This is a genomic window from Pseudomonas sp. ADAK2, from assembly GCF_012935755.1.
Lineage (GTDB): Bacteria > Pseudomonadota > Gammaproteobacteria > Pseudomonadales > Pseudomonadaceae > Aquipseudomonas.
The window spans coordinates 7077652-7097408 of the sequence record NZ_CP052862.1; the positions used below are offsets into that span (position 1 = coordinate 7077652).

At 56.9% G+C, this 19757-nt stretch carries 16 protein-coding genes and 1 pseudogene; all 17 read right to left on the reverse strand.

What is annotated here, in order from left to right:
* Positions 1 to 2: 2 nt before the first annotated feature.
* The 17 genes and pseudogenes from HKK52_RS32315 to HKK52_RS32390 all read right to left on the reverse strand — a co-directional run bounded on the left by HKK52_RS32315 (position 3) and on the right by HKK52_RS32390 (position 19753).
* Complete coding sequence (locus HKK52_RS32315) at positions 3 to 3887, reverse strand: type VI secretion protein IcmF/TssM N-terminal domain-containing protein (RefSeq protein WP_169374121.1); 3885 nt, start codon at positions 3885 to 3887, stop codon at positions 3 to 5.
* Between the two features lie 30 nt (positions 3888 to 3917).
* Complete coding sequence (gene icmH / locus HKK52_RS32320) at positions 3918 to 4631, reverse strand: type IVB secretion system protein IcmH/DotU (RefSeq protein WP_169374122.1); 714 nt, start codon at positions 4629 to 4631, stop codon at positions 3918 to 3920.
* The gene (gene tssK, locus HKK52_RS32325; protein ID WP_149658798.1) at positions 4628 to 5971 is read right to left on the reverse strand and encodes a type VI secretion system baseplate subunit TssK; all 1344 of its coding nucleotides are present in this window, start codon (positions 5969 to 5971) and stop codon (positions 4628 to 4630) included. Before tssK ends, icmH begins: the two co-directional genes overlap by 4 nt.
* Positions 5964 to 6722: a type VI secretion system lipoprotein TssJ gene (tssJ, locus tag HKK52_RS32330; protein ID WP_169374123.1), complete on the reverse strand. Its 759-nt coding sequence runs from the start codon at positions 6720 to 6722 to the stop codon at positions 5964 to 5966. Before tssJ ends, tssK begins: the two co-directional genes overlap by 8 nt.
* A gap of 23 nt (positions 6723 to 6745) precedes the next feature.
* Complete coding sequence (gene tssH / locus HKK52_RS32335; protein ID WP_169374124.1) at positions 6746 to 9349, reverse strand: type VI secretion system ATPase TssH; 2604 nt, start codon at positions 9347 to 9349, stop codon at positions 6746 to 6748.
* Positions 9346 to 10416, reverse strand: coding sequence for a type VI secretion system baseplate subunit TssG (gene tssG, locus HKK52_RS32340; RefSeq protein ID WP_149658795.1), 1071 nt, complete (start codon positions 10414 to 10416; stop codon positions 9346 to 9348). Before tssG ends, tssH begins: the two co-directional genes overlap by 4 nt.
* Entirely contained in the window at positions 10380 to 12212 is a 1833-nt protein-coding gene (gene tssF, locus HKK52_RS32345; protein ID WP_169374125.1) for a type VI secretion system baseplate subunit TssF, read from the reverse strand. The genes tssG and tssF overlap by 37 nt, the downstream gene beginning before the upstream one ends.
* A complete protein-coding gene (tssE, locus tag HKK52_RS32350) occupies positions 12212 to 12694 on the reverse strand; it encodes a type VI secretion system baseplate subunit TssE (RefSeq protein WP_149658793.1) in 483 nt (160 codons plus the stop codon). The genes tssF and tssE overlap by 1 nt, the downstream gene beginning before the upstream one ends.
* 25 nt (positions 12695 to 12719) lie before the next feature.
* A complete protein-coding gene (tssC, locus tag HKK52_RS32355) occupies positions 12720 to 14222 on the reverse strand; it encodes a type VI secretion system contractile sheath large subunit (protein WP_059404744.1) in 1503 nt (500 codons plus the stop codon).
* A gap of 10 nt (positions 14223 to 14232) precedes the next feature.
* The gene (gene tssB, locus HKK52_RS32360) at positions 14233 to 14766 is read right to left on the reverse strand and encodes a type VI secretion system contractile sheath small subunit (protein WP_149658792.1); all 534 of its coding nucleotides are present in this window, start codon (positions 14764 to 14766) and stop codon (positions 14233 to 14235) included.
* 68 nt (positions 14767 to 14834) lie between these two features.
* The gene (locus tag HKK52_RS32365) at positions 14835 to 15584 is read right to left on the reverse strand and encodes a hypothetical protein (protein WP_169374126.1); all 750 of its coding nucleotides are present in this window, start codon (positions 15582 to 15584) and stop codon (positions 14835 to 14837) included.
* 623 nt (positions 15585 to 16207) lie between these two features.
* On the reverse strand, positions 16208 to 16486 hold the full coding sequence (locus tag HKK52_RS32370) for a DUF6966 domain-containing protein (protein WP_169374127.1): 279 nt from the start codon (positions 16484 to 16486) through the stop codon (positions 16208 to 16210).
* A 113-nt stretch (positions 16487 to 16599) separates the two neighbouring features.
* Positions 16600 to 16995, reverse strand: coding sequence for an immunity protein Tsi6 family protein (locus HKK52_RS32375; RefSeq protein ID WP_237150635.1), 396 nt, complete (start codon positions 16993 to 16995; stop codon positions 16600 to 16602).
* A gap of 102 nt (positions 16996 to 17097) precedes the next feature.
* The gene (locus HKK52_RS32380) at positions 17098 to 17490 is read right to left on the reverse strand and encodes a hypothetical protein (RefSeq protein WP_169374128.1); all 393 of its coding nucleotides are present in this window, start codon (positions 17488 to 17490) and stop codon (positions 17098 to 17100) included.
* Between the two features lie 90 nt (positions 17491 to 17580).
* A pseudogene (locus HKK52_RS32750) lies at positions 17581 to 18134 on the reverse strand (hypothetical protein).
* Positions 18135 to 18177: 43 nt separating this feature from the next.
* The gene (locus tag HKK52_RS32385) at positions 18178 to 18735 is read right to left on the reverse strand and encodes a hypothetical protein (protein ID WP_169374129.1); all 558 of its coding nucleotides are present in this window, start codon (positions 18733 to 18735) and stop codon (positions 18178 to 18180) included.
* A 7-nt stretch (positions 18736 to 18742) separates the two neighbouring features.
* Complete coding sequence (locus HKK52_RS32390) at positions 18743 to 19753, reverse strand: hypothetical protein (RefSeq protein ID WP_169374130.1); 1011 nt, start codon at positions 19751 to 19753, stop codon at positions 18743 to 18745.
* Positions 19754 to 19757 lie beyond the last annotated feature (4 nt).

A 19757-nucleotide genomic window follows, 5' to 3' on the forward strand; every position in this document is an offset into this window, starting at 1 on the left:
GCTCACTGGACCCGTCCGCCGCTGGCGTTGAGTGCACTCAGTGCCTTGACGTTCGCCAGGTCGGTCAGCTTGACGCCACCGTAGTTGCGCACGGCGAGGCTGACCTGGCCACTGGCGGTGTTCCAGCTGAAACGTTGCTGGATACCATCCAGATCGCTGACGCGGGCGCTGTCATTCATGCGCAACAGGCCCCAGCGACCGGGGTAGTCGAACACCGTGATGCGTTCGCCGCTCAGCGTGATCACGTCCATGCGCGCACCCGGTGCGGTGGTGGTGCCCGGCCAGGAGAAGCGGCTCCAGCTGGTCTTGCCGTTGCGATAGTGCTGCACCTGACCGTCCAGGGTGAAGATGATGTCGGTGAACCAGGCCGCTGGCTCCAGCATGATCTCAAAACCGTTTTCCCGGTCCGACAGGCTGGTAATGACCTGGCCCAGTGAGCTGGCCTTGTCGATGCTGTTGACCATGTTCGGATTGACCAACGGCGTTGCTTTGCTGGCGCTGCTCATGCCGAGGCCTTCGCCCCCGGACAGATTGCCGATTTCGTTGCGCTTGAAGTTCGGCAGCAAGCCGGATTCCGGGTCGACGAAACGCTGCAGGTCCTTGACCGAGGCTTCATTGCGACTGCCTGCCGCAATCGGGTAACGGTGCGCCATGACTTGTTCCCAAGGCTTGGCGATCTGTTGTGCCCAGGCCTTGGCGATCTGCTCGCCGGCCGGATCGCGCAGGGTTTCCCAGGCGAACTGAATCGGCAAACTGAACAGGCCTTGCAACGAAGTCGACAGGCCGCCCTGACTGGTGTCGACGGTGGTCTCCACGTAGTTGCGCACGCTGGTGACTTCGCTCGGCTGACCTTCCAGGGTTTCGCTGATCAGTTGCTTGCTGCTTTTGCCGACGTCTTGGGAGCGCTGGATGTTGTTCATCCTCACTTTGAGTTTGCGCAACGCCGCCAGGTAGCGATCCATGATCGTGCTGTCGGCGCCCTCGGCGTTTTGCACGGCGAAGACTCGTGACACCGGCTCGAAGCGCTTGGCCAGGCTGCCGTCGTCCACCGCAGGCAACGGCGAAATCAGCGCATTGGGCGAGGTGTCCTGCCCATCGAAAATCCCCGTGACCTTGCCCCAGAAACCGTCATCGCGCTTGATCCCCGGTTGCTGCGTTTCACGCGGTGCAGGCACATCCCATTGGGTGTTGTCGTTGACCGCTGCCAGCAGGTTTTTCACCGGCGAGTTCTGCACGTCGCTGAGCAGCGACAGTTGTTGGGTCGCGTTGGCCATGTCAGTGAAATGGCGAACACCGACGCTGTCGATCAGGGTGTACCAGGCCTGGGTGTAGTCGCGTTTGTAACGCGTCATGAACTCACGGATGAAGTTGGCTTTCTGCACCAGGCTATCGCCGCCTTCGCCATCGAGCACCCAGTCCGATTCGTTTTGCAGGTTGCCCGACAGCAGTTTGATCAGCTCAGGCTTCACAAACTGTTCCCAGCCCTGACGGGTGAAAATCGCCGGCACCGCTTCGCTGCCGTACAACAGCTGACGCCCAGGCAGCGGCACCAGATCGCTCAGGCCCACGGCCGGGAACTGGCGGCTGGACTCCAATTGCAGGCGCAGATATTCACGGTCCACCAGCGAGCTGGAAATCATGAACGACTTCAAGCTATTGCGGGTTTCGCTGATCAATTGCTCGTTACGTGGCAGGGACGGCGCCTGGCCATTTTTCAGCAGTTGCACGTAGACCGGCGAGTTGTCCTGAATAACCGCAGTGCTGACCGGGTTGTCGGTATTGGCGGTGTTGGCCCAGGCAACCGGCAACGCCGCGCCGACGAACTCTGGCTCAGGATGGGTTTCAGGTTGCGTCAGCATCAAGTAGAGCTTCAGCGCGTTATAGGACTCGATGATGGAGGCGACCTGGCGTTCATCCAGTCGACCGAGCATTTCCTCGGACAACGAGAGCCCACCGGTGGTCGCCGACAGTTCTGCGGCGTCGCTCGCCGTGGCCGGATTACGCAGTGCGGTCAACGCATCCCTGCGAGCCTTGTTCGCGGAACCCTTGGCCGCAGCGCTCAAACGACTGGTGACATCACCGGCGCTGCGCGGAACGCTGCTCAAGCGGGTCGGCAGTTTCAGCCCTTGCGCGCGAGCCTTGGCTGACGGACTGCCGGCCTTGGCGGGCGCCGCCGCGAAGCTGTTTTGCGGGTCCATGGTTTTTGCGAACTCATTGAAGGCGCGCATCTGCAATTGAAGTTGCAGGGTGATCGGTTCGAGCGCCTGAGTACGCAACTGCTGCAAATAAGCAGTCTGTGCGACGCGGTAGATGTCGTCACCCCGATAGAGGCCAGCGCTGAGTTGCAGTGGTACGCCTTTGGCACGGTACTTCTCGATGGCGGCGAGTTGATCGCGGAGCAATTCCAGGCCTTGGCCCGAGGCCAGCAACTCGGCGCGCTCCGGTGATTGCTGCAGCTCGTTGAGTTGCTCGCGCAATGCGGCCAGCCACTGACGGTTGTTCTGGAAGGACAGGGTTTGCCAGCCAATGAACACCAGTGCGGCGAGCACGGCCACGCCCAGCACGGCCGGGCTGAAGGATTTGTTGTGTCCGGAACGCGACTGGTAAAGCGTCAGGTCGCGGTCCGGGAAAATCACACGGCGGAACGTATCGGTAATGAAATAGCTGCGGTCACTGATTTTCTTGCCGCTGCTTGGCGTGTGCTTTTCGTGCTCGACTTCCGGCAGCAGCGAAAACGACTCGGCCAGATCATCTTCATACACCTGGCTCAGTTGCTGATCGGTCTGCAGGGCACTGGTGAAATACAGGCCACGCAGCAACAGTTGCGTACCCGAATGACCGGTCTGGGCGAAGTGCTGGAGAAATTGCTCAAGCACCACCGACAATTCCGAAAAATAGTTCGGGAAGTTCAGCAGCGCGCTGTTGGCATCGGCGCCCAACGCAATCATCTGCGCGTCGACGTGACGGCGAATATGACTGTGCAGGTTGGCCAGCTTGGCATCCAGCACCGGGCGCAAACCCTGGTTGCGGATTTCCGACAAACCGAAGGTCATGCCCAGCGGTTGCTGACGTTCGTTCAGGTCCAGGCCTTCAAAAGCCTGGCTGAACCCCGGCAGTTGATCGGTCTTGCTCAACATCAGGTAGATCGGCGGGTTGGCGTCCAGGCAGTCGGTGTATTCCTCGATGCGTGACACCAGTTGCGCGGCGAGCTCGTTGCGCTCGGTGGCGCTGGCGGCCAGCAGTTCAGGCAGGCTCACCACCAGCACCAGGCCGTTGACGGCGGCTTTGTTACGTTGTTTTTTCAGCATCCGCAGGAACGCGGCGAATTCGCTGGCCGACTGGTCGTCCCGCAGGTAGCGACCGGCCGTGTCGATCATCACGGCCTCAGGGCTGAAGTACCAGTCGCAATGTTGCGTACCGCTTTGTGTGTCATTGGCGCTGTTGGCGATGCTCGCGGACAGGCCGGAACGCGTCAGTAATGAGGTTTTGCCGGCACCGGACATGCCGATGACCAGGTACCACGGCAAGTCATACAGCGCCGACGAGCCGCCACCACCGGCCGAGCGGTCGGTGCGCAGCATCGCGATGGCGTGCTTGAGCCGTTCGCGCAGCACTTGCTGGTCGCGGAATTCACCGGTGGATTTAAGCGATCGATCGACCTCGATCTGCACCAGGTTCTCAAGGTTGTGCTCAGCGCGGATCCGCTTGTACTGACGCAGCACAATGATCAGCAAATAGAAGGCGCTGATGATCGCCATCGCCTCCAGCGTGTAACCACGCAACCAGTTCACGTGCGGTGCCGCGAACCAGCCAACCGCCAGGCTCGCCAGCCACAGCACGGGGATGACAAACCAAAAGCTTTTCAACAAACGCAATAATGTCTTCATGTCTTCCTGACTCGATTACCTGAGGTGTGCTCAGGCACTGAACAGCTGGCTGATTTGTTCGGACAATGCGGCTACGTCCTTGGCCAACAGCCAGTCCAGCGTCAGGTAAACACCCACGCAGACCAGCGCAATGAGCGCCAGATAGAGCCAAACGGGAACTTCATGGCGCAGCATCTGCGAGACCTGGTCGGGCAATGCCCAATCCGGCGAGAGCGCCTTGGGCGTCTTGCGGTATCGCGCGATGTCCTGGCCCAGGGTGTTGGCCAGATAACGCAATTGGTCTTTTTGGCCGAGGCTGAATTTGCCTTCGAAACCCAGCGCCAGACACAGGTGATAGACCTCAAGCACATCCAGGTTTTGCTTGACGTCACTGCGCAACGAATCGATTTTCTCGAAAAAGCCTTCGCCCGCCAGGTGCACGCCGAAATAGCGGAACTGCAACGGCTGCAGTTCGAAGTGACGACGCAGATCGTTTTCCCCGGAGCGCAACACGCTTTCGTCGAGGAACGCACACAGGGCGTATTGCGTGTCCTTCACCTGTTCAACGCTGTAGTTGGCGTTACGGGCTTCGCGTTCCAGTGTCGAGAAGAAGGCATCGATGCTCGCCTCAAAAGCGGTGACCGAGGTCACTTGACGGCCTTTGCGCACGATCAGCGCCATGCTGATGAAGTCTTGCACCAGGTCTTTCAACACCGGTTTTTCAGTTGCGGCCGCCACGGCGCCTTGCATTACGGCTTCGTTCATTTGAGTACCGCCATCAGTTCAAGCTTGAGATTGGTAAAGGCGCTGGGTGCGTAAAAAGAGATGGCCTGGGCACTCATCATGCGTTCATACACCCGGCCATGGGGCTCGATGGAGAAGTAGTGATTGTCCAGTCGCACCGGAATCGCGTTGGGTAAGCGGGTCGAGTGATTGAGCGTGACGCCGGGCATGGCGCTGTTGACCACGACTTCAATGTCTTCCGGCGAGCCGACCTTGAACGCGCGCGGCACCAGTTCCAGCAGGCTGGAACCGGGCATGTCGGCGTGCACCGAAATATAGAAATCCGCCTCGGCCAGGCGCGGATCGAGCAGCTGTCCCTGCCAGTACGAAGGCTTGGTCTGGGTCAGGTTGATCATCACGCACTGGTTAGGCACGACGTTGTCGAGCAGTACACGAATCATTTCATCGAGCTTGACCAGCGAGGCCGCCGGGTCGTGATGGTCATACTCGGGGATGTCGTTGAGTTGCGTGTCCAGCGAAAACGTCAGCAAGCCGCCCGCGAGTTCCGCCAGAAACAGATACAAGCGCTCGGGGTGCAGGCGCGGGTGGGCGAGCAGGTGCGCCAGGCCCGGGTGCGCACGGTTCACCGTGTTCAACAGCCAGAACAAGGTCACGTCGCTGGAGCCGAACTCGGCAATCTGGTCCGCGCGTTCGCGACGACGACCCGACAGCGCCTTGCTTTTGGATTGCAGCGCGCCGAGCAATCGCTTGCCCAGACCGGTCAGGGTCTCGTGAGTGCCGACATGCAAGGTCGGGTGCACGAAGTGTGCATCGAGGTTGAAGCCGCCGATGTTGTTGCGTGACAGCCGGGCGATCGGGCAGTGGCTGTAGCCATCCAGGTTATCGCCGTCGATCAGCATCACCACGTTCAGGCGCAGGCTGGTGATTTCGTTCTCGAGGTCGCCTTCGTTGAGGTCCGGCAAGGTGTCGAACTGTTTGCGAAACCGCCGTGCGCTTTTTTGTTCCTGGCCGTCTTCGACGTAATTCATGCCGAAAGGCTCAGGCAGTTTCAGCGCGGCGTAGACCTTCAGGTCGTTGCCCTTGAGCAAGTCCTTCAAGTCACGCGCTGCCGGCAGCGGGTCATGCTGAGGCGCGTCGTACAGGCTGCCGTCGGGAAACACCAGTTTCAACCGTTTCAGCTGCAAAGAGCCGGTTGCGAGCGCCTCTTCATCGACCTGCAGCATTTGCACACCCCAATGGAAAGGCGTGTTGCGCAGCGTCGACTCTGCCAGCTGATGCTGATGGAACTCATCCTGATATTGGAAATGTTGTGGCAAAAGGAACATGCCTTCCGACCACATCACCCGGCTTTGCTTACTCATGAACGCCTTCCAATAGAGAGTTGAATTTTGACTCGGTGGCTTTTTGCGCGGAGCTGGTCGCCGTGTCTTCAGCCTTTTGCACGGCCGCGTTCTGCACACGCTGGGTGAGGGTTGGCTTCGCTGACGGGTCGGGCAGGGCAGAGGCTTGGGCGAGCTGCTCCTGAGTCTTGGGTTTGTTCAAGACATCGACACCGTTCACGGCGGAAACGGTGTTGTTGTCCACCAACACCCGCAGGCCATCGGCGGAAAACCAGATGCCATCCTTGCGCAGCGAGTTGGCGTCAAACGCAACCTTCCAGCGGCTGTTTTCATCCGAGCGGAAAAACGCGGCAACGCCGACGTAGCCCGCGGCCTTGTTCAACGGCCACTTGTCGACCTGCCCCATGCCCGGCAGCAAGGTGATTTCACGGTTTTCGAGCAGCGTATTGCCGAGGGCCTTTTGCGGGTCGTCCCACAGCGTGTCGGCGTCGATCGACGAAAAGCGCTCCAGCGACGTCAGCTGATACACGCGAATCACTACGGACAGCGGTTTGCCGGACTCATCGGGATTGAGCTGATTGCCGCCATCCGACGTCAGGATGACTTTCTCGTTATCGTCGAACAGCATGTCGCCGGCCCACGTATCGTCGACCCGCTTGCTGACACGGTCGGTGACGCCACAGGCCGTCAACGCCATCATCAATGCCACTGCGATCAGGCAATTTGCCAATGCCGGCTGCGCAGGGCGCTTCCTTGAATGTCTGTTATCCATGATGGCTACCTTTAAATACTCATTCAGCACAGGCTGTAGGCGAAATCGCCGTCGCTGCCCAACGCGATGTTCAAACTCTGGATCGGCTTGTCCTGCGCCATCCGCTCCAGGACCCGTTGCGCCAGTTCCGGCATCAGGGTTTTCGACAGGATGTTGTCGATGTTGCGGGCGCCGCTGTCGACTTCGGTGCAGCGCGAGGCAATGGCTTTGACCAGTGCTTCGTCGTAGCTCAGGACGGCTTGATGGTTGCGCTCGAAACGCTTGCGGATACGTTCGAGTTTGAGCGCGACGATGCGCTCCAGAATGGCGTCCTTGACCGGGTAGTACGGGACGATGGTCAGGCGGCCGAGGAACGCCGGTTTGAACACCTGGTTCAACTCCTCGCGCAGGCCTTCGACGATGTCTTCCGGCGTCGGTTGCTGCTCGGCATTCAGGCACCACTGCATGATGCGATCGGTGCCGGTGTTGGAGGTGAGGATGATCACGGTGTTGCGGAAGTTGATCTCCCGGCCTTCACCGTCATCCAGCACACCTTTATCGAACACCTGGAAAAACAGTTCGAGCACGTCCGGGTGGGCTTTTTCCACTTCATCCAGCAGCACCACGCTGTAAGGCTTGCGCCGCACGGCTTCGGTCAGCACGCCGCCTTCGCCATAACCGACGTAACCCGGTGGCGAACCCTTAAGGCTCGATACTGTGTGGGCTTCCTGGTACTCGGACATGTTGATGGTGATCAGGTTACGTTCGCCGCCGTACAGGGTGTCGGCCAGGGCCAGCGCGGTTTCGGTCTTGCCGACACCGCTCGGGCCGAGCAACAGGAACACCCCGATCGGCTTGTTAGGGTCTTCCATGCGTGCGCGGGATACCTTGATGCGCTTGCCGATTTCCTGCAGGGCGTGATCTTGTCCCAGTACCCGTTCGCCCAGCAGCGCGGGCAGGCGCTGGACGGTGTCGATTTCATCACGGAGCATTTTGCCCAACGGGATGCCGGTCCAACCGGAGATCACTTCGCCAATGGTCCCGCCGTCGACCAACGCATGCACCAGCGGTTGTTCACCCTGGACGCTGGTCAGTTCGGCGCGTACCGCTGCAATCTCGCGGGCATCGGGTGTCTGGTTGTCCGGATGGCTGAGCGCGCCGAGTTTTTCGACCAGTTCCAGTTCGCGTTGCCACTGTTGCTCCAATGCATCGCGGGTTTGCTGTTGCGCCAGTAAATCGGTGTCGAGAATTGCCAGACGCCGGGCATGGTCGCTGCCTTTGGCGGCTTCTTGCTGCAGCACCGAGATTTCCGCCTGAAGGTTGTCGATGGTTCTTTTGCAGTCTTCCAGCGGCCCCGGCTGCGACGATTGGCCGAGGGCGACCCGCGCGCAGGCAGTGTCCAATACGCTGACGGCCTTGTCCGGCAACTGGCGCCCGGTGATGTAGCGATTGGACAAACGCACGGCTTGCACCAGCGCTTCGTCCATTACCGTAACCTTGTGGTGATCCTGCATTTTGGCCAGCAGGCCGCGAAGCATGTGGATCGCTTTGTCTTCGTCCGGCTCTTCGACCTTCACCACCTGGAAGCGACGTGCCAGGGCGGCATCTTTCTCGAAGTACTTCTTGTACTCGGCCCACGTGGTCGCCGCGATGGTGCGCAATTCGCCTCGGGCCAAGGCTGGCTTGAGCAGGTTGGCTGCGTCGTTTTGCCCGGCCTGGCCACCGGAGCCGATCAGGGTGTGGGCTTCGTCGATGAACAGGATGATCGGGTGCAGGCTGCGCTTGGTTTCTTCGATGACCGACTTGAGGCGGCTTTCGAACTCGCCTTTCACCCCGGCACCGGCCTGGAGCAAGCCCAGGTCCAGGGTGTGGATGGCCACGTCTTTAAGCACCGACGGCACATCTCCCTGGATGATGCGCAGCGCCAGGCCTTCAACCACGGCGGTTTTACCGACGCCGGCTTCACCGGTCAGGATCGGGTTGTTCTGGCGCCGACGGGTGAGGATGTCGACCATCTGCCGAACCTCGAACTCACGTCCCAGCACGGGATCAATCCGGCCTTCGCGCGCACTTTGCGTCAGGTTGATGGTGTATTGATCGAGAGCCGGGGTCTTGCCGTTGCCTTTAACCGTACTGCGCGCAGCGACGTCCGCCCCCGCCAACGGCTTGGCTTGCTGCGATTCGGCGCTGCCTTCGACCAGCGCGCCGAGGTTGACCCGCAGGTCGTCGGCATTGATTTTTTCCAGCTCGGGGGCGGACGCGATCACTACCCGGCGCAGCTCGTTGTCATCCAGCAATGCTTGCAACAGATAACCGGTGCGAATCTGCCCTTGCCCGAACTCGATAGAGGCCAGCACCCAGGCTTGCTCGATCATTCGCGTGATGTGCGGCGACAGTGCAGGCGTGCGAGTGTTGCCTTTTTTGAAGGTCCCCAGCGCGCTCACCAACTGAGCCTGCAGGCGATCCGGCACCACATCGTAGTGACGCAGAATGGCCGGCAGGTCGTTGTCGTTGCTGTCGAGCAACTGCAATAACAGGTGCTCGATCTCGACGTCGTAATGCTGTTCCGACAGGCACAAGGCCGCGGCACTTTCGGTGGCGGTGCGGCTGGTGTCGTTCAGTTTGGCAAACAGGGACTTCAGGTTCACAGGGAGACCCCATCAAAAGGAATGTGGAAGAGGGCACAACGGGAAGGTTCCACGTCGACACCAGGACGTTTGAGCCAGCCTTGCCAGCCCAGTGCAACGTTGCCCTGGCGACCGAGGCGGGCCACGGGGACTGCTTCGGGTTTGAGCCGGGGCGACAACTGGAAGTCCAGTTCGGCGCCGACGTAGAACCGCACCAGCTCCACCAGTTTCTGGTAGTCGACGGTGCCTGGCTGGAAGCGCTGATAGTCGACCAGGTCCAACGGACCCAACTCGATGCGCACGCACGATTGGTAATCCCAGACCCGGTTACCGGCGACTGCGCTTTGCCCGAGCGCGGCGTTTTTGCGGCCCAATTGCGTGCATTGGCTGGCGTCGAGTTTCAGCCAGCGTCCGGCAAATGGCTTGACCTTGAATGGCAGCGAAAAATAGAAGGACAGCATCACTTCAAGGTTCAGCGAGTTGCGCGGCTTCTGGGCGAACAGGCCGGAGAAATAGCTGAACAATTCGCGCCGCAGCGGTGAGCCTTGCTTGTCGAATTTCTGTTTCTGCGCCTCAGGCCCGAAACCCACCAGATTGAGCAGGTAGCGATCGAAATCCGAGGTGCCGTTGCGTTCGTATTCGATGTAGAACTTGTATTTCTGCCAGGCCTCGTAGAACAGCGTGGTCATGCGATGCGAGAACATATCGAGGAACGCATGGGCCGCATCATCGCGGTGCTGGATATGCCGCTCGATCAACAATTCGGTGTAGGGGCGCGGCAACACGCCGGACGGCCCGACCAGCCCCATGAACGTGACTTGCACTTCAGACAGGGGCAAACCTGCCGCGGACACCTTGCCTTCACGCTCAAACTGCAAGTCGCTGACTTCACTCGCAGGGAAGTTCAGCGACAGCTGCGAGCGAAAACGCAACGGGTCTTCGTGCGGTCGAGTGTCCAGGTCCATGCGCCCGGTTCTGCTGTAATGCAGACGGAGCAAACGCACCAATTGGAAAAACTCGAATCGGTGCGGCTCAGCCCGTGCCTGATCGATCAGACCAGGGGTTGATCGCCGGTTCGCGGTGGCCATTGGACGACTCTCTTTTCGCGCTGCAAGGTGCGAAGGGTTAATTGGGTAAAACTGTTCATGGTGCAGTACTGGCCAAAGAAGTGGTCGAGCACCATGCCGAACAAAAACACACCGCTGCCGGTGTATTGGCTTTCATCGAAATTGAGGGTGATGCCGACGCCTCGGACAAAATTCGGACGCGGATGGCCGATGCGTGCCACCACCGGCTCGCTGCTGACCGAGACAATGCCGTTGATCTGTTTGCGCAGCGCTGACACGTTGCGGTAGTTGTAGAGCGACAGCAGCTCCAGCAGCACTTCGCGCCCCTGGGACACCAGCGACATGTGGTTGAGCGAGAGGTGCGAAATCAGCCGCCAGATCACCCCGTTACCCAGCGGCACGCGCGCGGTTGCGGTGGGTTTGCGCAAGCAGCGGATGTCCTGGATCACCGAGTTGCCGGGGATGTTGAAGTCTCCGCGCTCACCGCCGAACGGCAGCATCAACGGCAGGTCACGATTGCTGCAGGTCAGGCGCAGGCTCAAGGTGTCGTTGCTGGAGGTGATCAACTCCAGTTCGCGATCCACCACCCGGATAAACACGTCCGAGCCATCACGCTGGCGCGCCTGCACCGGCCGACGTCGTGCGATCCAGAAGCTCTGGCCGGGACCTTGATCGCCACGCGGTTCGAAGAATGGATGACAGGTGCTGACCTGATCGACACCGCCGACTTTGCGCACCCGGCGCACACGATCGATCGACACGACTTCCGCCGAGCCTTGCAGGCGCACATCCGGCGTCACGGCATACTCGTGCTGGGCGTGGGTCAACTTGATCGGCTCTGCCTGTTGGCGGAACAGATTGATGATCGGCGTGCAGTTGAGCTTGAAGTTATTGCGCCCGATGTTCTGCGTCAGGCGTGCCAGGCGATCGCTCAGGTCGTAGTCCGAAAAGTAGAAGTTGATCTCGATTTTCTCGAGGTTCTGGCCCGCTAACAGCCGCGCAAAACCCGACAGATCGAAGAACATGAACTTGTCCGGAAAGGTGAAGTACTCGTGCAGCAAGCGATAACCCAGGAACGAGCGCTCCGAATAATCCACCAGGCCTTCATCGCGACCATAACCGACGGCTTTCAGCGCGTTCGCTGGCAGCGAGATCTCGCGGGTTCGCCCCTCATCCTCGAACGACAACGTAGCCTTGGCCAGGTTGTTGAACAGCAGCTCATAGAGCTGCAGCATCAGGGTGCTTTCGCCGTCGAGGAAAAAACGCAGACTGTCCAGTTCCATCTTGCCGAACAACACATCAGAGGTTGCCGTCAGGCCGATGCGCAGGCGCGCGACCAAGTCAGCGCGATGACCGTTGAACGCTGAGCGTTCCATTTCAATGAACGACGCTTGATGCACTGCCACCGGCCACAGTTCAACCGGGTAGCAAGTGCGGAATTTGCACACCACGCCATCAATCGGGTTGGCGCTGAGTTCGGTGTGGCGGGCGACGCGGAAGGCTTCGGTGACCTTTTCCTGCTTGCCCATGTTGAACTCGACGATCGACATCGACGGGGTAGGGCGCAGGTAATGCGGGTACAACACTTCGAGAAACGACTCGACGATTTCCGGCAGCTCATCGTCGAGTTTTTTGTGCACGCGGGCCGACAGGAACGAGAACGCTTCGATCAAGCGCTCGGTATGCGGGTCTTCGCAGTTATCGCCCTCGATGAGCAACCGCGAAGCAATCTTCGGGTACTGGCTCGCGAACTCCTGCCCTAAAAAGCGCAGGTGCGACAGTTCCTTTTCGTAATAGGGCAGCAGATCGTCGAGCATCAGTTGAGGTTCTGCACTTTGTATTCCTGGGTGTTGACCTGCAGCACCGCGTCGAAGGAAACCTGACGGGTGATGTCCTGCAGGCGCAGTACTGCGTCCACGCGGAAGGTCAGCATGCGTTGGCCGGTTTGTTGGGCGAGCAGTTGGACTTTTACGCTGCGAAACCGTCGATCGCCGACGGTGATCGCTTTCTCCAGTTGTCGTTGAATCAACAGGCGGTCTTGTGGATCAAGCACGCTGCGACTGGTGAAATCCGGCATGCCGTAGTCGAGGATGGTTCCGCCCAGATTGACGAAACCCTCCAGCTCGTTGGCGACCAGGGACTGGCGCGTGTTGACCAGCACCTCCAGGTCGCGAACGATGCTGGCCTTGTAATCGGCCAGCGAACACAAGCGTTGCGATGAAGCTTCCATGGATTGATGCGGATGATCGTCCAGCAATCGATCCAGCAACGATGGCAACAGCTTGTGTTGACTACTCATATAGCCTCCCTGGCAATGGTGTGGATCAGCCGCGAGTCGATTGCGGCAATTCGGCGACCAGGCGCAACGAAGCGGTCAGCTCGTCCAGTTGGTAATGTGGACGCAGGTACGTCACGGCCTTGTACACACCTGGTTTGCCGGGAACCTCGAACACTTCAGCCCGCGCTTCGCGCAACGGGAATTTGGCCTTGGCTTCCTGGCTGGCGGTGTCATCCAGCAGCACATAGCTCGACAGCCACTTGTTGAGGAACATCTCGACGTCCTTGCGGGACGCGAAGCTGCCGATCTTGTCGCGCATGATCGCCTTCATGTAATGCGCGATGCGCGACGTGGCGAAGATGTATTGCAGCTGCGCGGAAAGCCGGGCGTTGGCGTTGGCGATGTCGGTGTTGTAGTGCTTCTGTTTCTGCGCCGACTGAGTGCCGAAGAACGCGGCATAGTCGGTGCCTTTGCAGTGCACCAGCGGAATGAAGCCAAGGTCCGACAGTTCTTTTTCACGACGGTCGGTGATGGCGATTTCGGTCGGGCACTTGAGGGCAATTTCGCCGTCATCGGTTTTGAACGTGTGCGTCGGCAGGCCTTCCACCAGACCTCCACCCTCGACACCGCGAATCGCCACGCACCAGCCGTATCGCGAGAACGCGTCGGTGACCCGAGTGCCCAGCGCGTAGGCGGCGTTCATCCACAGGTACTTGTTGTGGTCGCGGCCATCGACGCTTTCCACGAAGTTGAATTCTTCAACTGGCGTGGTATCCGGGCCATAAGGCAGGCGACCCAGCACGTGGGGCAACGTCAGACCGACATAACGCGAGTCTTCGGAGGCGCGGAACGACTTCCACTTGGCGTATTCGACGGTATCGAAAATCTTCGCCAGGTCCCGTGGGCCGGACATGTCGGTAAACGAATCCCAGCCGAACAGCTCTGGCGAAGCCGCCGAGATAAACGGTGCATGGGCCGCGGCGGCGACATGGGAAATCTCTTCGAGCAGGTACATGTCTTCGGGGCTGCGATTGAACTCGTAATCACCCAGCAACATGCCGAACGGTGCACCACCGAAGGTGCCGTATTCTTCTTCGTAGATCTTTTTGAACAGCGCGCTCTGGTCGAATTCGGAGGCGGACTTGAGGTCGCGCACCAGGTCTTTCTTCGACGCATTGAGCAGGTGAATCTTCAGCGTGGTGCTGGTTTCGGTCTGGTCCACCTGATACTTCAGGCCACGCCACGACGCTTCCAGTTGCTGGAATTCGCGAGCATGCATGATTTCGTTCATCTGCTCGGAGAGCATCGCGTCGATTTCGGCGATGCGCGCATCGAGCACGGCAATCAGGTCCTTGCTCGGCGTCATTTCGCCTTCGAGCACCTGGCTGACCAGTTCGCCGATCAAATCACGTGTGCGGGTGCGCTCAGTCTCGGAGCGCGCCACACGGCTTTGCGAAATGATGCTGTCGAGCAGCGAGGATTGCGGGGCGAAGTTTTCCACTTCAACCAGATCGCCGTCCTGTTGAGTCACGGTTTGCTTATCGTTCATCTTCAGGCTCCTACTCTTTGCCATCGGTGGCTGGAACAGCGGCTTCACGGCCGAATTCCTTGCCCAGCGTTTTCAACTTTTCAGTGTTCTGCAACACGTCCATGAGCAGCTCTTCGAGCTTGTCGTTACCGCCCATCTTGTTGCGCAGATCAGCCAGCTTGTTGCGCACTTCCAGCAGCTTGCGCAGCGGCTCGACCTGCTTCACCACGTTCTGCGGCTCGAAGTCTTCGAGGGCGTTGAAGTTGAGCTCGACGCCCAACTGCGTGCCGTTCCTGACCAGCGTGTTGTCGACCCGATAACTCAGGCGCGGCTTGATGCCCTTGAGCACGCCGTTGAAGTTGTCGCGGTCGATGAAAATGAACTTGCGCTCTTTGAGCTTCGGCAGCGGCTCCAGCGGGTTGCCGGAGAAATCGCCCAGCACACCGACGACAAAGGGCAGCTCTTTCTTTTCCTGAGCGTCACCGATATCCACGTCATAGGTGATATGGACCCGAGGCGCGCGAACGCGGTCGAGTTTGTGCTGGGTACTTTCCTTCTTCGCCATCGTGATCTCCTGTGCGAACCAATTCGCTGCAAGTCGTTTGCGTTCCGGCCAGCGGGTGGCCGGGCGCGTTACATTCCTTCGATCGTCAGCAGAAGGCGCTGACGGATTTCATCGTTCATTTCAATAATGTTTTCGTGCCCCACCAACTCTTCGAAGCTGGTATTGCCGGCGATCTGCGTGCTGCTGCGGATAACCGATTCGTCCGGCAATTGGGAGCGCACCGGTGAGCCGATGACGCAGAAGGGCAGGTCACCAAAGTCTTTGAGGCGTTCGAAACTGAGGGGAAAGCGCAGGCCGCCAAACAAACGGCCCAGGCCAGGTGACTGTCTCAGGCAGTAGAACAACACCAGGTAGTGCACGACGAAGCGGTACAACTCGGCGCTGCTGCGATTGGGGTCTTTGATGACGGTGCGAAAGCGCGCCAGGTCGAACGAGTTGAAGCCCACGACCCAGCGCACAGGGCTGGTGATGCGGATGGTCTGGCCGCTTTGCGAGAGCACCTTGTCGTACTCCAGCGGAAACAGTTCCGGCGTCGTGCCGATCAGGTTGAGAGGCACTTCCAGTTCATTGACCAACTGAAAGGGCGTTGCCGACCCGATGCGGTCGTAGAGTTCCTTGAACTCCTTGAAGTGGTGCTGGGTCTCGCGGCCGCTGCTGCGCTGCGCACCTTGCAGGTATTCACCGAAAAACGTCTGCGGACGGATCAGCAATGCGAGGGTCGACAGATAATCCGAAGCCTGCGCCTTGAGCGCATCGGAAATGACCCGGGTCTGGCTTCGCAATTTGATCAGTGCTTCAACGTCAAACGTCTGAGTCATCGGTGTATCTTCCTTGAACTCTTTACGACCGCTTCCCGATTATTCAGGGAAAACGTGAAGAGCTACGAATTTCTCAATTGAGCACCTGTTCACAAAGTGCGATGGCCGATGTTTCTACATCGGAAATACACATTGGCAGGAATTTGTAGGAACACGGTGCTGGCATATGGATGTCGAGTGGCCAGCAACGTCGTATATGGCAACATCTCGAATGGAAAAGTTCACACAGAAAAGGATTTTTTCTCGTTTTTGATACATGCCGCAATGATGTCCGCTTGCCATTAGTTGACGGATCTGTCTGGCAGAAGGCTCTGAAACCTAGCAAGTTCAATGGTTTGAGAAGGATTGTGGATCCAATTTCCAAGTAAAATTAATTTGAAAAAGGGTGAACCGGTTCACCAAATGCCGGTTTATTTAGCGCCGGTAAAAATGGGAATGGGGGGAAGTGAGATTTATTTCGCGTGGAAGTGATGGCAACGCAGAGTATTTGGAATAAGGAAAGGTTTATCTCACCGTTCTGTTTGTAGGACGGCATTGCGGGGGGGGGCGTATGGAGCTCGATTGTCACGTACTGAACCCGGGGACGGCGCGGTATTTTTTGCAGCAGCGGTTTGAATAGTCGATTAATGGCTACCCACCAAAGCGTCATAGAGTTCTGCTAGCAGCGCGTGCAGTTCGTTGTTCTCGTTCAACAAGGGTTTTGCCTGCTCATACAGAACGATGTCGTTGATCGAGCCTGATCCGCCGTACAGCGATACGATTTGAGACAACGCGTACGTAGTGTCGTGGGGCAGGGCAATTCTGCATGCGTCGAGTTTGACCGCCCATTCAGGGCAACCGAACTTGCGCAGTAAGTCGGTCGTTTGGACGATGATCGAGGAGATTTTACTGATGTTTTTCATATTGACGGTCCTCTGTCATTGAGCGAGCGGCGTTCTATTTTTCAAAAGCAGCAACGCTGACGGTGCCATTGTGCAAGTTGATCGAGTAGCTAAGGCCATGTCCGAGGAAGGCTTTATGGCGGCAGCCCATTAGGCAGCTGAATCTTTAAGCCCTGTGCAATCTGATGGCCAATGTAGAAGGCATTTCCCAGGGCGCTGGCAAGTTCAGGGTCATTGGCTTCAAACTCTTTGCCGGCCCAGGCACCGATAGTCAACTGGTGTAGCCTCGCTTTATCTTTTTCAATGCCAAGCAACACGTTTTTGATGAATTGCAATTGAATCAACGAGCTTGAGTAGATCTGGAGTTCCGGGCGCCCGTTGTATCTCAGGGCGGTTATTGCTATCGCATTGTCGATGTAATCCAGGGCCGTTATTGGTGTTTTCAGGAGGTTGTCCCTTCCGGCTCCAGCGGTTTGATAGCTACGCGACGCCACGTAATCATCAAACATTTGAACCTGCTCGCTGGTCAAGTCATCGTCCCGATAGTAATCAACGTGTTTTCTATCGCTAAGGAATTGTTCTGAATGTGGCCCATGAGTCAGTAGCGAAACAATGGTTACACATTGCATGAGTCAATAGATTTCAAACAAGGATTCAGTGCCTCGACAATAACCGAGATTTTCCCCTTGCTTGCGCAAGTCATCAGCCAGTTGGCTGGCTGTATTGCGGTTTATCGTCGTCTCTGATGTCGAACCGGCCGATTCATTCGCTATGACGAATACCCGATAGCGCTGCAATAGGAGGGCATCAACAAGTGTCAGGTCCGGACAGGCGGGGGGCATCAGCGGGACAAATACCTCTGCTTCACGATTGATCGGTAGCCAGGACAAGTTCCTCTCCGCGCGGGAAGGTGCCTTGTCCACTGCTGTCAAGGGCGCTGCATCAACAACCTGCTCGGTGGAGGCGGGTGGAAGACCAGTCTTTCGCTTGAAAAGAGCTTTCAAATGACGCAGTAGTTTTGACATGGGATAGCCGGTAAAGAGGGAGTTTTTTTTGAAGGTGCGCCTTTAACAGTGCAAAAATACAGTCAGTTTGGTCAATATGGCTTATGCCTCTCACCTTCCGTCCACCTGTATGCAAACCTCCTGGTTGCCGATCATTTTACAAGGCCAATTGTCGTTGATATAGCGAGTGGGTTTGAAGCACGCATTCTCGTCGTTCACCCAAAATAGCTGCCAAGCCGATCCGGATATAAGCAGCTTCGGGCATGGGGTGTAGTCTCTGAGCAGCAATGTAAGCGTAGTCAGAATCATGATGGTGGGCACAATATAAATTATTGTTTTGATGGAGAGGTAGATCATCAACGTTTGGAAACGATGTAAAAAGGACTTGTTTGGCGGGTCAAATTTTTTCCGGTCCATGCAGCAATAGAGGCTCCTATGACACCGATCAAAATGGCGGGTGGTGCCATAATAAGGCAGAACGCTAAATATGGAGTCTCTACAACGGGTGCGTTTCGATAGATGCGCCCGTATAGTGGGAATACATGTTCCCATAGCCAATACATTGAAAAGGCTCCCGTCAGGATCATAAAAAATATAAAGACCACTGCGCTGAGCTTGAAAGCAAAAGGAGATATTGAGTATGATTTGCGTGTGTTGTTGCTCATAAGTACCAAAAATTAGTATCTCTAATTTGGATGGTTTGTACTCTCACCTTCCGTCAACCTGTATGCACACTTCCTGGTTGCCGATCATTTTGCAAGGCCAATTGTCGTTGATATAGCGAGTAGGTTTGAAGCACGCGTTTTTATCGTTCACCCAAAATAGCTGCCAAGCCGATCCAGATATCAAGAGCTTAGGGCAAGGGGTGTAGTCTCTGTAGAGCAGGATTAACGTCGTTAAGATTGCAACAGCGGGGACAACGTAAATCAAAATTTTAATGGATAGGCGGATCATTAATTCTTGGAAGCGATTTAAAAAAGTTTTTGGGGGGGGATCAAATTTTTTTCCAGACCAAGCAGCAGCGCAGGCAGCTATGAAAGTTAACACAGTTATAGGCGGTGCCATAAGAAGGCAGAACGCTAAATAGGGGGTTTCTACAATTGGTGCGTTTCGATAAATGCGCCCATACAAGGGCAGTATGTACTCCAAAATCGAATAGACCGTAAAAATTCCTAAGGCTATAGCGGATAAAATCACCACAAGCGCGATCAGCCTGAATTTCAATAATGAAATGGTGTGTCCGTACTCGCCTGCTTTATTGTTCATGGGATGCCTAAAACTTGGGAAATTTAAAGTTTGTAAAATTTGGCAATTCTGGCGCACTTGGCCAGCTACGGAATGGGATGTCGCCGGGTTGAATTTTTTTGATGATCCAAGATTTGGTTTCGTCGTAGGCCTCATCAATCAGATTCTGTATTATGCTAACGGCGACTTTCTCTGAGTAGGCCTGCAAATCTTTGGCACTGATTCTAGTTGCTTGCTCGCTTAAATATTTTATGTTTTCTACTGCGTATCGCATTCCGGCCTTTACGCTATTTTTAATATTGTATTTGTTGTCGATTATGTTCAGTGCAAAGCCGACTGCGAACACAATGACAGCTCCAAATATTACCGGAATTGCTGCAGTGGTAACAATTGTGCCTATTGCTAACGCAATTGCATATCCAATTGCAGACGCGATACCAGCTTTGATTAATTCAACGCCGACACCTGCGAATAGGTCTGCAAGCACCGCTTCGTCATTAAATATCCACTCCAGAACTTCAATGCCAACCGCTACATAGCAAGAGAGTTTAAAGCCTGTTATCGAGGAACCGCGAATTCCGTATTTTCCTATCCCAACGTCAACTAGCTGAGCATTTCGAATCCCGTAGCGAGTTCCCTTCAAACGCTGTCGCAGCCCCGGATGGCCGGTCAGAATGACATATTGCTTTCCGTTTTTAATCGAAATTCGAATTTTGGTTCCGAATCCGCCAATATCATTGAGTAAGCGGCTGATGTTATACGCATCATAGGCGCCTAAGGCCGAAGGCACTCCCCAATTGGTGTTGACGAAGGAATGTACGGTGGAGTTGTAAATAGATTGAGTATTACCCCGAAGACCATCCAGCATGCCCGGTTGCGTTCTGGCGCAAACTTGCGACGGCTGCGTTCCGATACCAGAGGAGGTATTTCGCTCAGCAATCAGCGCGTTTGCGTCATCCATGCTCAAGACGACCATTTCGCGTTGATTGCTGTCCATAGCACGGTCTAGCTGGTCGAGTTGAGTATCACTCAAGCTCATGGCG